A 13,389-nucleotide genomic window follows, 5' to 3' on the forward strand; every position below is an offset into this window, starting at 1 on the left:
GCGAACATGGAGGTGGGAGTCAGCGTCGTGGGCGGAATATTGGATGGATGGAACGGCTACATGGCGATGGAGTTGATGGAGAAAGAGGGCGTGACAGTTAAATCGGGCATCAACTTGACGGCGGCGGTCTTTAGTTTGACGGGGGCCGGGGTGGATATGGCGGACCGGGTGTTGAAGCGGTATCCGGAGGTGGGGAGTCGGTTGGCTAGGCCGTTTGGATCGACGGTGGAGAACATAGTTAGGTCTTTGGGTGGGCTGGGTGGTATTGCGAAGGGGCTGAGTGTGGTTGGCGGTGTTCTTACGGCGCTTGTTGATTTTATAAGTGCATCGGAGGCATGGGGTAAAAAAGACTATCCGGTATTTGCTTTGCGCTTAACTCTTGGTGTTTTAGGCGCAGGTGCGTCTTTTGCAATATTGTTTAGCTGTATGTCTTTGGGCGTTGGCATTGTCATTTTTTTGACCGTCGCTGCATTGTCATTGCTGGGGGATTGGCTTGTCCACCTGCTGCACGATAACAAAATAGAGCAATGGTTAGATAAAACCCCTTATGGCAATAACGAATCAGTCCCCTTTACATCTTTAGTTGAACAAAACAAATCATGGAATGAGCTGCTGGGTCTGAATGCGGGGGGCGTCCTGTGAGTAAAGATACGCGAGCGTACGATGGATGGTTGACCCGCTACAAAATCAATAGGCCAATGAGCATGCGCGAGCTTGAAGGGAAGCTTGATATAAATGTGCCGATCAATCTGCCTCCGATGGATAGTGGGCTGATTAAGATTAATAGTGTGTTTGTTGAGTATATCGAGCGTTGGTTTTTTTTGCGTGGCTGGGCCGTTATGGGAGGTGCTCCTCTAACTATTATTTGCTTATATTTTGCGTTTATTTTTGGGACTACGATATATAAGCCAGAGCCTGACGGAAATGTTGAATTGGCACGTATTCTTTTAGGGTGGTATGCGACCATACTGCTTTCTTTGCTGGCGACTATAGGGATTGTGTTTGCGGTATTAAAGGACTCGTTCTGCTATACTCACTACCCCATTCGCTTCAACCGAATAAATCGCAAGGTCTACCTCTTTCGGCACAATAAAAAGAACGGTGTCATGACCCTGGATTGGGATAAGGTCCATTGGTGTGTCGGGCGGGGTCGTGATGTGGGGCATTATATTTATGAGCTGCGCGGTCATGTGCTGGATGACGACGGTATCGTGCGTTACACCTTCGCCGTCGGCCAGTATTGTGAAAGCCATGCAGGAATCCTGCAGCACTGGGAAGCGCTTCGCTTGTATATGGAAGAATCACCAGCGGCCTTGCCTTATCCACCCCTTGCCTTATCGATCTCGACTCGGCCGACCTTTCGCAATTGTATGTTGCTGGTTATTAGTTGGTTTGACGGCTATCAGTCTGTAAAACTGTTCTTGTTCAGCATGCTGTATGGTTTTTTCCGTTGGCTTGCCTTAAGTACTTGTCGCGAACCCCGCTGGCCGAATGAAGTTGAAGCCGAGTGCCAAATCCCGATCAATGATCCCTATCAACGAACAGCCCCCATGAATGTAGGCGAGTACCCCGATTTCGATGAAGAGGATAAGCGTCAACAAGACGAATATGTAGCATTCGCCAGAGCAGCTGCCGCTGCCTATGAAGAAGCCCACTCAAAATCAAGAGCCCCCGAAGCCTGAGTGCGACACCTGGTCATCAGTGATCCCGAAGCCGAACGTGTCGTCTGCGAGAAACCGTTTCAGGCAACGCTTTAGCGCTGCTTGCTCATCAGCAGAATGCGGGCTAATGCCGATCAGTTGAGCCCTCTCGCTTGACCTTTGGCTGCTGCAGATTAGACGAGAGGGATGCGTTTAGCCCTGGCCATCAGGCTTGATACCCCCGGAGTATCCGATCAGAAATAAAAATGCCAGTCAGCTTAACTGACTGGCATTAGGCCAGGGGCCGGTTTTTTTATGGCCTGCGCGCCTTACTCGGCCGCAGGTGCTTCGGGCTTGCGGCGCTTGAGCGGCGCCATGCCGTCCTTGCTGACCAGCGACAGGGCGTCGGTCTTGGGGCGGTTGGCGATCTTGCGTTTGGTCGGCGACTTGGCGCCGGTTTTCTTTTTCTCGCCCTTGGCGTCGACCTTTTTCTTCTTCACGCCCACGGCCTTGCCCGAGGCCTTGACCTTTTTCGGCCCGCCGTAGGTGCCTTTGACTTCCTTGATGGTGCGGCGCTCGAAGCTTTGCTTGAGGTAGCGCTCGATGCTCGACATCAGGTTCCAGTCGCCATGGCAGATCAGCGAGATCGCCAGGCCATCGTTACCGGCGCGGCCGGTGCGGCCGATACGGTGCACGTACTCGTCGCCGCTGCGGGGCATGTCGAAGTTAATCACCATGTCCAGGCCTTCGACGTCCAGCCCGCGGGCGGCGACGTCGGTGGCGACGAGGATTTTCACGCCGCCCTGCTTGAGGCGGTCGATGGCCAGCTTGCGGTCTTTCTGGTCTTTTTCGCCGTGCAGGACGAAGGCCTTGTATTCCTGCGCCACGAGGCGGCCGTAGATACGGTCGGCCATGGCCCGGGTGTTGGTGAAGATGATTGCCTTCTGATAAGTCTCATTGGCCAGCAGCCAATTGACGATCTGTTCTTTGTGCTGGTTGTGGTCGGCCGTGATGATCTGCTGACGAGTGGTCGCGTTCAGTTGGCTGACGCTGTTGAGCTGCAAGTGCTCAGGGTTGACCAGCACCTTGGCGACCATGTCGCGCAGGGTGGAGCCGCCGGTGGTGGCGGAGAACAGCATGGTCTGCTGGCGGTTGGCGCATTCCTCGACCAAACGCTGCACGTCGTCGGCAAACCCCATGTCGAGCATGCGGTCGGCTTCGTCCAGCACCAGCACTTCGACTTCCTTGAGGTCGAGGTTGCCGGCGTTGAGCTGCTCGATCATCCGCCCCGGCGTACCGATGAGGATGTCCGGCACCTTGCGCAGCATGGCGGCTTGCACCTTGAAGTCTTCGCCGCCGGTAATCAGGCCGGACTTGATGAAGGTGAATTGGGCGAAACGCTCCACTTCCTTCAAGGTCTGCTGGGCCAGTTCGCGGGTCGGCAGCAGGATCAGGGTCTTGATGCTGACGCGGACTTTCGCCGGGCCGATCAAGCGGTTGAGGATCGGCAGGACGAAAGCGGCGGTTTTGCCACTGCCGGTTTGCGCCGTCACCCGCAGGTCACGCCCTTCGAGCGCGAGCGGGATGGCCGCGGCTTGCACTGGCGTAGGCTCGACAAATTTAAGCTCGGCCACGGCTTTGAGCAGGCGTTCGTGCAGGGCGAATTGGGAAAACACGGGTGCTACCTCGAAGAAATGCAGAAAAACAGCCGCATAGGGTAACGGTTTCGCGCGGCCAAACCGAGTTTCTTTACGCAAAGCAGCGCAATCAGCTGCATTTTTGTTAGCGAACTTGTCCCGAATCGTAACCTCGCTTGTCTTAAATGCTCTAATCGCCCGGTCTCGTCCTACAGAAGAATCGCTTTACCCATGGATATGAAACAGCTCTGGCTCAACGCCCAAGACCTCTGGGGCATGCTCGATCAACACCCGCTGCTGTTTTCCGGCCTGGCCCTGAGCGCCTTGCTGGTGGTCGCCCTGGTGCTCGGACGAGTGGCACGCTACTTAATTCTGCACGCCGCCCGGCTACTGGGCCGGCAACCGGCCCTGCACTGGGTCAACGACTTGCGCGAAAACAAGGTGTTCCATCGCCTGGCCCAGATGACGCCGTCGCTGATCGTGCAGTTCGGCCTCAACCTGGTGCCGGATCTGAGCAAGAACAGCCACGTATTCCTGGGCAACGTCGCCCTGGCATTCACCATCCTGTTCCTGGTACTGAGCCTCAGCGCCCTGCTCAATGCCTTGCTGGACATCTACGCGCGCACCGAACACGCCCGCACCCGGTCGATCAAGGGCTACGTGCAACTGGCGAAAATGGTGCTGTACGTGTTTGGCGCGATCATCATCGTCGCCACCCTGATAAACCGCTCGCCGCTGTTGCTGCTATCCGGCCTGGGGGCGATGTCGGCGGTGATCCTGTTGGTCTACAAGGACACCCTGCTGTCGTTCGTCGCCAGCGTGCAGTTGACCAGCAACGACATGCTGCGGGTCGGCGACTGGATCGAAATGCCCCAAGTCGGCGCCGACGGCGACGTGGTGGACATCACCCTGCACACGGTCAAGGTGCAGAATTTCGATAAAACCATCGTGTCCATTCCCACCTGGCGCCTGATGTCCGAGTCGTTCAAGAACTGGCGCGGCATGCAACAGGCCGGTGGCCGGCGGATCAAGCGCAGCCTGTACATCGACGCCATCGGCGTGCGTTTCCTGCGCGACGAGGAAGAACAACGCCTGACCCAGGTGCACCTGCTGACCGACTACATCGGCCGCAAACAGGCTGAACTCAAGAGTTGGAACGAGGCCCAGGGCAACGTCGCCGAGCTGTCGGCCAACCGCCGCCGCATGACCAACCTGGGGACTTTCCGCGCCTACGCGCTGGCGTACCTCAAGAGCCACCCGGAAATTCAGCCGAACATGACCTGCATGGTCCGCCAGATGCAAACCACGGCCCAAGGGGTGCCGCTGGAGATCTACTGCTTCACCCGCACCACCGCGTGGGCCGATTACGAGCGGATCCAGGGCGATATCTTCGACTACCTGCTGGCGGTGCTACCGGAATTCGGCCTGAGCCTGTACCAACAGCCCAGCGGCAACGACCTGCGCGCCGGGCTCTTCCCGCCTCTCGCCCCCGAAACAACGTAGCAAGCGAGCTCGCCCGCTTGCTACGAGGTGCGAAGTGCGCCGCGGCGGCTGATCCACACCGCGCCCAGGATCACCAGGGCGCCAAGGGCCAGGCGCCCCAGGTCTTCGTGCTGGTTCCAGATCAACAGGTTGACCAGCAGCCCCAGCGGCACGTGCAGGTTGTTCATCACCGCCAGGGTGCCGCCACTGACCAGGCACGCGCCCTTGTTCCACCAGTACATCCCCAGCGCCGTAGACACCAACCCCAAAAACACCAGCACGCTCCACTGCAACGGCGCTTCGGGCCAAAAATCCGCCTTGCCGAAGGCCAGGAACGCCGGTAACACCACCGCCAGCGCCCCCAAGTAGAAGTAACCGAAGCGCCGGTAATGGGGCAGGTCACTGGGGTGGCGCGCCACCAAATGCTTGTACAGCACCTGCCCCGCCGCATAGGTGAAGTTGGCCAGTTGCAGGAGCAAGAACCCCATGAAGAAGTCCGGGTTGATGCGGTCCAGGCGAATTACCGCCGCGCCCAGCACCGCCACCAGCGCCGCGATCAACGCCCAAGGGTTGAAACGCCGGTTCAGGGCATCTTCGATCAGGGTCACGTGCAACGGCGTGAGGATGGTGAACAGCAGCACCTCCGGCACCGTCAGCACCCGAAAACTCAGGTACAGGCACACGTAGGTGACGCCGAACTGCAACGCGCCGATCAGCAGCATGGCGCGCATGAAACGCGGTTCCACCTGGCGCCAACGGGTCAGGGGAATGAACACCAACCCGGCCAATACCACCCGCACCAGCACGGCGAAGTAGCTGTCCACATGCCCGGCCAGGTATTCGCCGATCAAGCTGAAGGAAAACGCCTGAATCAGCGTGACAACCAGTAGATAGCCCATAGGCACCTCATTTCAAATGGCGGCGACCTTAGCGGTTTTGCGCCGCGCAGGGAAACCCGGCAGGAACCCGCAGGCAAAAAAAACCCGATCAGGCCACAGGGCCGATCGGGCGGGAGCACTCAGGAGCAACAAGTGCAAAGGGAGGTTCGATGCGCGAACCGATCTGAAGGGGAATGCGCAAGGAGGCCTACTAAGCCTGCCTACGATTACCGGGCGATTAACGCCTTAGGCGAGTTGGGCCAAACGGGCGTTGGCCTGGCTCAAGCCTTTGTCGTGGAAGTCGGCGCCCAGGTTCAGGCCTTCGGCATGAATGAACGCCACGTCGTGGATGCCGATAAACGCCATGACCTGGCGCAGGTAGGGTTCCTGGTGGTCGGCGCTGCTGCCGGCGTAGATGCCGCCACGGGCCGTCAACACAAAGGCGCGCTTGCCGGTGAGCAGGCCTTGGGGGCCGGTGGCGGTGTATTTGAACGTCACTCCGGCGCGCAGCACGTGGTCGAGCCAGGCCTTGAGGGTGCTGGGGATGGTGAAGTTGTACATGGGCGCGGCCATGACCAGCACATCGGCGGCCAGCAGTTCCTCGGTCAAGGCTTCGGAACGCTCCAGGGAGGCCTGTTCGGCTTGCGTACGTTGTTCGGCGGGTTTCATCCAGCCGCCCAGCAGGTGAGCGTCCAGGTGCGGCACCGGGTTGAGGGCCAGGTCACGCACGCTGATCTGATCCGCCGGGTGCGCGGCCTGCCACTGGGTAATGAAGGTCTGGGTCAGTTGGCGGGACACCGAGTCCTGCTGGCGGGCGCTGCTTTCGATGATAAGAACGCGTGACATGGCTTGTAGGCTCCATCGGTAGATGCTGTAAGGCGATGGAGTGGAGGTTAAACGGAGCCTTATCGATGAAAAAGCGCAAATAACTGCTATAACCGATCTATAAATTCGTTTATAAGCGAAGCGTTCCCCGTAGGACCGCCTCCCGTCCCGTTACTTGGCCACGCAGGTCAGCTCGATACGCAGGCGGATGATGCTGCGGTTGAACTTGGCCGTGGCGTTCCTGAACTTGCCGGCCGGCACCTCGACTTTGCGGGTGCGCGGCGCCTCGGGGCCATTGCGGAACACCACCGTGCACAGCGCGTCGCTCTTACCGTAGTTGTTGATCTGGATGGAGCCGATGTCGGCATCGGTGTCGAACGCGGTGTAGTCGACGCTCACGCCGGTGAGGTGTTTTTCCACCGCGATCGGGTAGGCGAACGCACTAAGCGGCAACAGCGCCAGTAACGCAAAACAAATTTTTCTCATTCGGCAGCCTCCAACAAAGGGCTGCCAGCTTAGGACAAGAGGAGCTCAACTTGAAAGCGCCCCGCGTTACCCTCGATCAATGGCGGACCCTGCAAGCGGTGGTCGATCACGGCGGCTTCGCCCAGGCCGCCGAAGCGCTGCACCGTTCGCAGTCCTCCGTGAGCTACACGGTCGCGCGCATGCAAGACCAGCTCGGCGTGCCCTTGCTGCGCATCGACGGGCGCAAAGCCGTGCTCACCGAGGCCGGCGGCGTGCTGTTGCGCCGCTCGCGGCAATTGGTCAAGCAGGCCAGCCAACTCGAAGACCTGGCCCACCACATGGAGCAGGGCTGGGAAGCCGAAGTGCGCCTGGTGGTGGACGCCGCCTACCCCAATGCCCGCCTCGTGCGCGCCCTCACCGCGTTCATGCCGCAAAGCCGCGGCTGCCGCGTGCGCCTGCGCGAGGAGGTGTTGTCGGGGGTCGAAGAAGTCCTGCTCGAAGGCGTGGCGGATTTGGCCATCAGCGGCTACAACATCTCCGGCTACCTGGGCACCGAGATGAGCAGCGTGGAGTTCGTCGCCGTTGCCCACCCCGACCACCCCCTGCACCGTTTGCAGCGGGAGCTGAGCTTCCAGGACCTGGAAAGCCAGTTGCAAGTGGTGATCCGCGACTCCGGCCGCCAGCAGCCACGCGACGTCGGCTGGCTGGGCGCCGAACAGCGCTGGACCGTCGGCAGCCTGGCCACCGCCGCCACCTTCGTGGGCAGTGGCCTGGGCTTTGCCTGGCTGCCGCGGCACCTGATCGAGCGGGAAATAAAGGAAGGCCTGCTCAAGTTGCTGCCGCTGGACCAGGGCGGCAGCCGCCACCCGACTTTCTACCTGTACTCCAACAAGGAAAAACCCCTGGGCCCAGCCACGCAAATCCTCGTCGAACTGCTGCGCACCTTCGACACCGCGCCGCTGGAGGCCCCGTTCGCCGCCCCCGAGCAAGCCTGACCCACTGAACAAGGAGTTCTGCCATGGCCTATTTCGAGCACGAAGGTTGCACCCTGCACTACGAGGAATACGGCCACGGCACGCCGCTGCTGTTGGTCCATGGCCTGGGTTCCAGCGCCCTGGACTGGGAGATGCAGATCCCTGACCTTGCCGCCCGCTACCGCCTCATCATCCCCGATGTGCGCGGCCACGGCCGTTCCGACAAACCCCGCGAGCGCTACAGCATTGCCGGGTTCAGCGCCGACCTGGTGGCGCTGATCGAGCACCTGAACCTGGGGCCGGTGCACCTGGTGGGGTTGTCCATGGGCGGCATGATCGGCTTCCAATTGGCGGTGGACCAACCGCACTTGCTCAAGAGCCTGTGCATCGTCAACAGCGCCCCCCAGGTCAAGCTGCGCAGCGCCGACGACTACTGGCAGTGGTTCAAGCGCTGGAGCCTGGCGCGCCTGCTGGGTATGGACACCATTGGCCGGGCCTTGGGTAGCAAGCTGTTTCCCAAGCCAGAACAAGCGGCGCTGCGGCAAAAAATGGCTGAGCGCTGGGCAAAAAACGACAAACGTGCTTATCTCGCCAGCTTCGATGCCATCGTCGGCTGGGGCGTGCAGGAACGACTTTCGCGGGTCACCTGTCCAACCCTGGTCATCAGCGCCGAGCGTGACTACACGCCGGTGGCACTCAAGGAAGCCTATGTCCGGCTCCTGAGCGATGCGCACCTGGTGGTCATCGCCGATTCGCGGCATGCCACCCCGCTAGACCAGCCACACCGCTTCAACCAAACCCTGCTTGAGTTTCTAACCACAGTCGACACCACCCCTCAGGATCACTGACCCATGCTAAAAAAACTCGCCCTCGTCGCTGGCTCTGTCTTCTTCGCCGCCCACCTGATGGCTGCCACGCCGGAAAAAGCCCCCAAAGTCGTGTTGGATACCAGTTTCGGCGCAGTGGAAATCGAGCTGGACCCGGTCAAGGCGCCCATCAGCAGCAAAAACTTTCTCCAGTACGTGGACAGCGGCTTCTACAACAACACCATTTTCCACCGCGTGATCCCGGGCTTCATGGCCCAGGGCGGCGGCTTCACCGAGCAAATGGTGCAAAAAGACACCAAGGACCCGATCCGCAACGAAGCCAGCAACGGCCTGCATAACGTGCGCGGCACCCTGTCCATGGCCCGCACCTCCAACCCGAACTCGGCCACCAGCCAGTTCTTCATCAACGTTGCCGACAACGCCTTCCTCGACCCGGGCCGCGATGCCGGTTACGCCGTGTTCGCCAAGGTGACCAAGGGCATGGACGTGGTCGACCAGATCGTCAACTCCCGTACCACCGTCAAAAATGGCATGCGCGACGTGCCCGCCGACCCGGTGTTCATCAAGTCGGCCAAGCGCATCGACTGACGCGCGCCAGCGGCGCGGGGCCTGCCTCGCGCCGCTCCACCCTCGACAAGGAGAGCCCGCACGCGGGCACCGAGCCCATGTTCTATCGTCGTTTCGAGCAACTGATCGACATCTTCCGCGACGCCCCCGACGCGACGCCCCCCGACAAAGTCCTGCCCTTCTACCTCTATTACCTGCGCCAGGTCTGGCCGCTGTTTGCCGCCCTGTTGCTGATTGGCCTGGTGGCTTCGCTGATTGAAGTCGCCCTGTTCAGCTACCTGAGCCGCATCATCGACCTGGCCCAGGGCACGCCCTCTCCCGATTTTTTCAGCGTCCACGCCAACGAACTGATCTGGATGGCCGTGGTGGCCCTGGTGCTGCGCCCGATCTTTTTCGGCCTGCATGACCTGTTGGTACACCAGACCCTCAACCCGGGCATGACCAGCATGATCCGCTGGCAAAACCACAGCTACGTGCTCAAGCAGAGCCTGAACTTCTTCCAGAACGACTTCGCCGGGCGCATCGCCCAGCGCATCATGCAAACCGGCGCCTCCCTACGCGATTCAGCAGTGCAAGCGGTCGACGCCCTGTGGCATGTGCTGATCTATGCCATCAGCTCCCTGGTGTTGTTCGCCGAAGCCGACTGGCGCCTGATGATCCCGCTGCTGACCTGGATCGCCGCCTACATCGGCGCGCTCTACTACTTCGTGCCACGGGTCAAGCAGCGCTCGGTGGAGTCCTCCGACGCACGCTCCAAACTGATGGGGCGCATCGTTGACGGCTACACCAACATCACCACCCTCAAGCTGTTCGCCCACACCCAGTCCGAACAGCAGTACGCCCGCGAAGCCATCGCCCACCAAACCGAAAAAGCCCAGTTGTCCGGGCGCGTGGTCACTAGCATGGACGTGGCCATTACCGCCATGAACGGCTTGCTGATCGTCACCACCACGGGCCTGGCCCTATGGCTGTGGAGCCACTCGCTGATCTCGGTGGGTGCCATCGCCCTGGCCACGGGCCTGGTGATTCGCATCGTCAACATGTCGGGCTGGATCATGTGGGTGGTCAACGGCATTTTCGAGAACATCGGCATGGTCCAGGACGGCTTGCAGACCATCGCCCAACCGGTGGCCGTCACCGACCGCGAACAGGCCCCGCGCCTGCACGTGGCGCGCGGCGAAGTGCGCTTGGAGCAAGTGGACTTCCACTACGGCAAGCGCAGCGGCGTCATCAGTGGCCTGGACCTGGTCATCGAGCCCGGGGAAAAAATCGGTTTGATCGGCCCCTCCGGTGCCGGCAAATCGACCCTGGTCAACCTCCTGCTGCGCCTCTACAACCTGCAGGGCGGGCGCATCCTGATCGATGGCCAAAACATCGCCGACGTCACCCAGGAAAGCCTGCGCGAGCAAATCGGCATGATTACCCAGGACACCTCCCTGCTGCACCGCTCGATCCGCGACAACCTGCTCTACGGCAAGCCCGATGCCAGCGACGAGCAACTGTGGGAAGCGGTGCGCAAGGCCCGCGCCGACGAATTCATCCCGCACCTGTCCGATGCCCTGGGCCGCACCGGTTTCGATGCCCACGTGGGCGAGCGCGGGGTCAAGCTTTCCGGCGGCCAGCGCCAGCGCATTGCCATTGCCCGGGTGCTGCTCAAGGACGCGCCGATCCTGATAATGGATGAGGCCACCTCGGCCCTGGACTCGGAGGTCGAAGCGGCCATCCAGGAAAGCCTGGAAACCCTGATGCAAGGCAAAACCGTGATCGCCATCGCCCACCGCCTCTCCACCATTGCGCGCATGGATCGCCTGGTGGTGCTGGACAAGGGCCGCATCGCCGAAACCGGCACCCACGCCCAACTGCTGGCCCACGGCGGCCTCTATGCGCGCTTGTGGCAACACCAGACCGGCGGCTTCGTCGGCATCGACTGAACGCCTGCCGCACGCCGCCGAAGTGACGCCGGGCCCTTGTAAACCAGGGGCCCGGCGTTTTTTTTCGGGGCACTGGCATTACGCCACAGGCCTGCTGTACTGAGCCAAGGTTCTGGAGAGAGCCTGAAGTAAGACGCAGGAAGCATAACGGCTGTATCGAGTCGATAAGTCGACCTCAAAGGACACTCTCATGTCTCTGTTCAAACGTTCAGTTACTGAGTTGTTAGGTACTTTCTGGCTGGTGTTGGGCGGTTGTGGCAGTGCGGTACTGGCGGCAGCGTTTCCGGATGTCGGAATCGGCTTGCTGGGGGTATCGCTGGCATTCGGCCTCACCGTACTGACCATGGCCTTCGCCATTGGTCATATCTCTGGTTGCCATCTCAACCCCGCCGTGTCGGTGGGCCTGGTGGTCGGTGGGCGCTTTCCCGCCCGGGAACTGCCGGCCTATGTAGTGGCCCAGGTGATTGGCGGGGTGGTCGCTGCGGCGTTGCTGTACTTCATCGCCAGCGGCAAACCGGGGTTCGAGCTGGCCAGCGGCCTGGCCTCCAACGGCTATGGCGAACATTCGCCGGGGGGCTACACGATGGCCGCAGGCTTTGTCAGTGAGCTGGTGATGACGGCGATGTTCATCGTCATCATCCTCGGCGCCACCGACAAACGCGCCCCACCGGGGCTGGCACCGATTGCGATCGGCCTGGCCCTGACCCTGATCCACCTGATCTCCATCCCGGTGACCAACACCTCGGTCAACCCGGCCCGCAGTACGGGGCCGGCGCTGATTGTCGGTGGCTGGGCGATCCAGCAGTTGTGGCTGTTCTGGCTGGCGCCGATCCTCGGTGCGGTGATCGGTGGCGTGACTTACCGCTGGCTGGGCAAGGAGGAGCACTGAACCGCTATCCCTGAAGAAGGTCAGCCTTGCCGATAGGGCAAGGCTGCTTTCGCTTCCAGCGCATAAGCCATCACCCCGCCGCGCTCCTGCTCCAAAAAGTCGCTGACCGCCGCCTTCAGCCCCGCGTGCCGCAGGTAATGCCACGAATGGGTCAGCACCGGCTCAAACCCGCGGATCAACTTGTGCTCGCCCTGGGCGCCGGCATCGAAACGCTGATAACCCTCGGCGATGGCGTATTCCATGCCCTGGTAGAAGCAGGTTTCAAAATGCAGGCGATCGAACTCCTTCAGGCAACCCCAGTAGCGGCCATAAAAACTGTCGCCGCCCACTAGGCTGAAGGCCATTGCCACCGGCCGCGTGCCTTGTTTGGCCAGCACCACGCGAATCGCCTCGGGCATGCGTTCGGCCAACAGGCTGAAAAACGCCCGCGTCAGGTACGGCCGCTGGCGCCGCACCGCGTAGGTATTGGCGTAGCAGGCGTAGACAAAATCCCACTGTGCTTCGCCCACTTGCCGACCTTCGAGCCACTCAAAATCGATGCCCTGCCCCGCCACTTGCTCGCGCTCCTTGCGCATCTGCTTGCGCTTGCGCGAGCTGAGGGCGTCGAGGAAATCCTGGAAATCGCGATAGCCACGGTTGTGCCAGTGGTACTGGCAGCCAATGCGTTGCAGCCAACCCGGTTGCCCGGCCAAGGCAGCGTCGGTGGCGGCGTCGGTGAAGTTGATATGGGCGCTGCCCAGCCCTTCGATCTCCAGGTAACCGGGCAGGCACTGGAGCAACTCGGCGCCATCCTGCCCGGCCGCCGTCAACAGGCGCGGGCCGCTGACCGGGCTGAAGGGCACGGCCGTCAACAGCTTGGGGTAATAGTCGATACCGGCGCGCTCGCAGGCATCGGCCCACGCGTGGTCGAACACGTACTCGCCATAGGAATGCCATTTGCGGTAGCTGGGCAACGCCGCCAGCAAGCGCCCGCCCTCACGGTGCAGCAGATGCTCGGGCTGCCACCCGGTGTGCTGGCCGACACTGGCGCTCGCCTCCAGCGCCGCCAGAAAACCGTGGCGCAAGAACGGCTGGTTCGCCGGCACCAGGGCATCCCATTCAGCGGGCGCGATGGCCGAAAAATCCTGCACAACCTCAAGCACCATCCTACCCCCCGCCCTGAACCCAAAGTCCCGGCGAGTATCCCCTATCCGCGACACCGGCCGAAATAAAAAAACCCCGCCGAAGCGGGGTTGAACACGAGGGGAGCTTTAACGGATGAAGAAAGAGCTCCT

At 61.1% G+C, this 13,389-nt stretch carries 13 protein-coding genes; 8 read left to right on the forward strand and 5 right to left on the reverse strand.

All coding sequences use genetic code 11. The features are described 5' to 3' along the window. On the forward strand, positions 1–642 hold a 642-nt coding region (locus AC19YT_RS23405), incomplete at its 5' end, for a hypothetical protein (protein ID WP_500611103.1). Positions 643–704: 62 nt separating this feature from the next. After that, a complete protein-coding gene (locus tag AC19YT_RS23410) occupies positions 705–1,682 on the forward strand; it encodes a DUF6708 domain-containing protein (RefSeq protein WP_500611104.1) in 978 nt (325 codons plus the stop codon). Positions 1,683–1,969: 287 nt separating this feature from the next. Here AC19YT_RS23410 and AC19YT_RS23415 read toward each other — a convergent pair whose 3' ends face one another. Then, positions 1,970–3,316, reverse strand: coding sequence for a DEAD/DEAH box helicase (locus AC19YT_RS23415; RefSeq protein ID WP_095107343.1), 1,347 nt, complete (start codon positions 3,314–3,316; stop codon positions 1,970–1,972). 192 nt (positions 3,317–3,508) lie between these two features. On the opposite strand from AC19YT_RS23415, the gene AC19YT_RS23420 reads away from it, so the two are divergent. Next, the gene (locus tag AC19YT_RS23420) at positions 3,509–4,780 is read left to right on the forward strand and encodes a mechanosensitive ion channel family protein (RefSeq protein WP_095107342.1); all 1,272 of its coding nucleotides are present in this window, start codon (positions 3,509–3,511) and stop codon (positions 4,778–4,780) included. 20 nt (positions 4,781–4,800) lie between these two features. Here the strand turns inward: AC19YT_RS23420 and AC19YT_RS23425 are convergent, their stop codons facing one another. The 3 genes from AC19YT_RS23425 to AC19YT_RS23435 form a co-directional block, all read right to left on the reverse strand. Continuing rightward, entirely contained in the window at positions 4,801–5,658 is an 858-nt protein-coding gene (locus AC19YT_RS23425; protein ID WP_095107340.1) for a carboxylate/amino acid/amine transporter, read from the reverse strand. Between the two features lie 225 nt (positions 5,659–5,883). After that, positions 5,884–6,483, reverse strand: a complete 600-nt coding sequence (locus AC19YT_RS23430; RefSeq protein WP_500596917.1) for an FMN-dependent NADH-azoreductase — start codon at positions 6,481–6,483, stop codon at positions 5,884–5,886. Between the two features lie 150 nt (positions 6,484–6,633). Continuing rightward, complete coding sequence (locus tag AC19YT_RS23435) at positions 6,634–6,948, reverse strand: 3-phosphoglycerate kinase (RefSeq protein ID WP_095107338.1); 315 nt, start codon at positions 6,946–6,948, stop codon at positions 6,634–6,636. Between the two features lie 50 nt (positions 6,949–6,998). Here AC19YT_RS23435 and AC19YT_RS23440 point away from each other — a divergent pair, with 50 nt between their 5' ends. The 5 genes from AC19YT_RS23440 (at position 6,999) to aqpZ (ending at position 12,115) form a co-directional block, all read left to right on the forward strand. Continuing rightward, the gene (locus tag AC19YT_RS23440; protein WP_095107336.1) at positions 6,999–7,922 is read left to right on the forward strand and encodes a PA3225 family LysR-type transcriptional regulator; all 924 of its coding nucleotides are present in this window, start codon (positions 6,999–7,001) and stop codon (positions 7,920–7,922) included. A gap of 23 nt (positions 7,923–7,945) precedes the next feature. Then, positions 7,946–8,749: an alpha/beta fold hydrolase gene (locus AC19YT_RS23445; RefSeq protein WP_500611105.1), complete on the forward strand. Its 804-nt coding sequence runs from the start codon at positions 7,946–7,948 to the stop codon at positions 8,747–8,749. Positions 8,750–8,752: 3 nt separating this feature from the next. Continuing rightward, positions 8,753–9,316, forward strand: a complete 564-nt coding sequence (locus AC19YT_RS23450) for a peptidylprolyl isomerase (RefSeq protein WP_095107334.1) — start codon at positions 8,753–8,755, stop codon at positions 9,314–9,316. 77 nt (positions 9,317–9,393) lie between these two features. After that, complete coding sequence (locus tag AC19YT_RS23455; protein WP_095107332.1) at positions 9,394–11,226, forward strand: ABC transporter ATP-binding protein; 1,833 nt, start codon at positions 9,394–9,396, stop codon at positions 11,224–11,226. Between the two features lie 190 nt (positions 11,227–11,416). Continuing rightward, positions 11,417–12,115 carry an aquaporin Z gene (aqpZ, locus tag AC19YT_RS23460; RefSeq protein WP_095107331.1) on the forward strand — a complete coding sequence of 233 codons (699 nt, stop codon included), beginning with the start codon at positions 11,417–11,419 and terminating at the stop codon, positions 12,113–12,115. A gap of 20 nt (positions 12,116–12,135) precedes the next feature. Here aqpZ and AC19YT_RS23465 read toward each other — a convergent pair whose 3' ends face one another. Continuing rightward, positions 12,136–13,260, reverse strand: a complete 1,125-nt coding sequence (locus AC19YT_RS23465) for a GNAT family N-acetyltransferase (RefSeq protein WP_095107330.1) — start codon at positions 13,258–13,260, stop codon at positions 12,136–12,138. Positions 13,261–13,389: the final 129 nt, after the last annotated feature.

This window comes from Pseudomonas sp. MF08875, assembly GCF_059862525.1.

Bases quoted from the DNA above. Each gene is read 5' to 3' on its own strand.
- AC19YT_RS23420 (WP_095107342.1), top strand. From the start codon at position 3,509: ATGGATATGAAACAGCTCTGGCTCAACGCCCAAGACCTCTGGGGCATG.
- AC19YT_RS23435 (WP_095107338.1), bottom strand. From the start codon at position 6,948: ATGAGAAAAATTTGTTTTGCGTTACTGGCGCTGTTGCCGCTTAGTGCG.
- AC19YT_RS23445 (WP_500611105.1), top strand. From the start codon at position 7,946: ATGGCCTATTTCGAGCACGAAGGTTGCACCCTGCACTACGAGGAATAC.
- AC19YT_RS23455 (WP_095107332.1), top strand. From the start codon at position 9,394: ATGTTCTATCGTCGTTTCGAGCAACTGATCGACATCTTCCGCGACGCC.
- AC19YT_RS23425 (WP_095107340.1), bottom strand. From the start codon at position 5,658: ATGGGCTATCTACTGGTTGTCACGCTGATTCAGGCGTTTTCCTTCAGC.
- AC19YT_RS23465 (WP_095107330.1), bottom strand. From the start codon at position 13,260: ATGGTGCTTGAGGTTGTGCAGGATTTTTCGGCCATCGCGCCCGCTGAA.
- aqpZ (WP_095107331.1), top strand. From the start codon at position 11,417: ATGTCTCTGTTCAAACGTTCAGTTACTGAGTTGTTAGGTACTTTCTGG.
- AC19YT_RS23450 (WP_095107334.1), top strand. From the start codon at position 8,753: ATGCTAAAAAAACTCGCCCTCGTCGCTGGCTCTGTCTTCTTCGCCGCC.
- AC19YT_RS23430 (WP_500596917.1), bottom strand. From the start codon at position 6,483: ATGTCACGCGTTCTTATCATCGAAAGCAGCGCCCGCCAGCAGGACTCG.
- AC19YT_RS23410 (WP_500611104.1), top strand. From the start codon at position 705: ATGCGCGAGCTTGAAGGGAAGCTTGATATAAATGTGCCGATCAATCTG.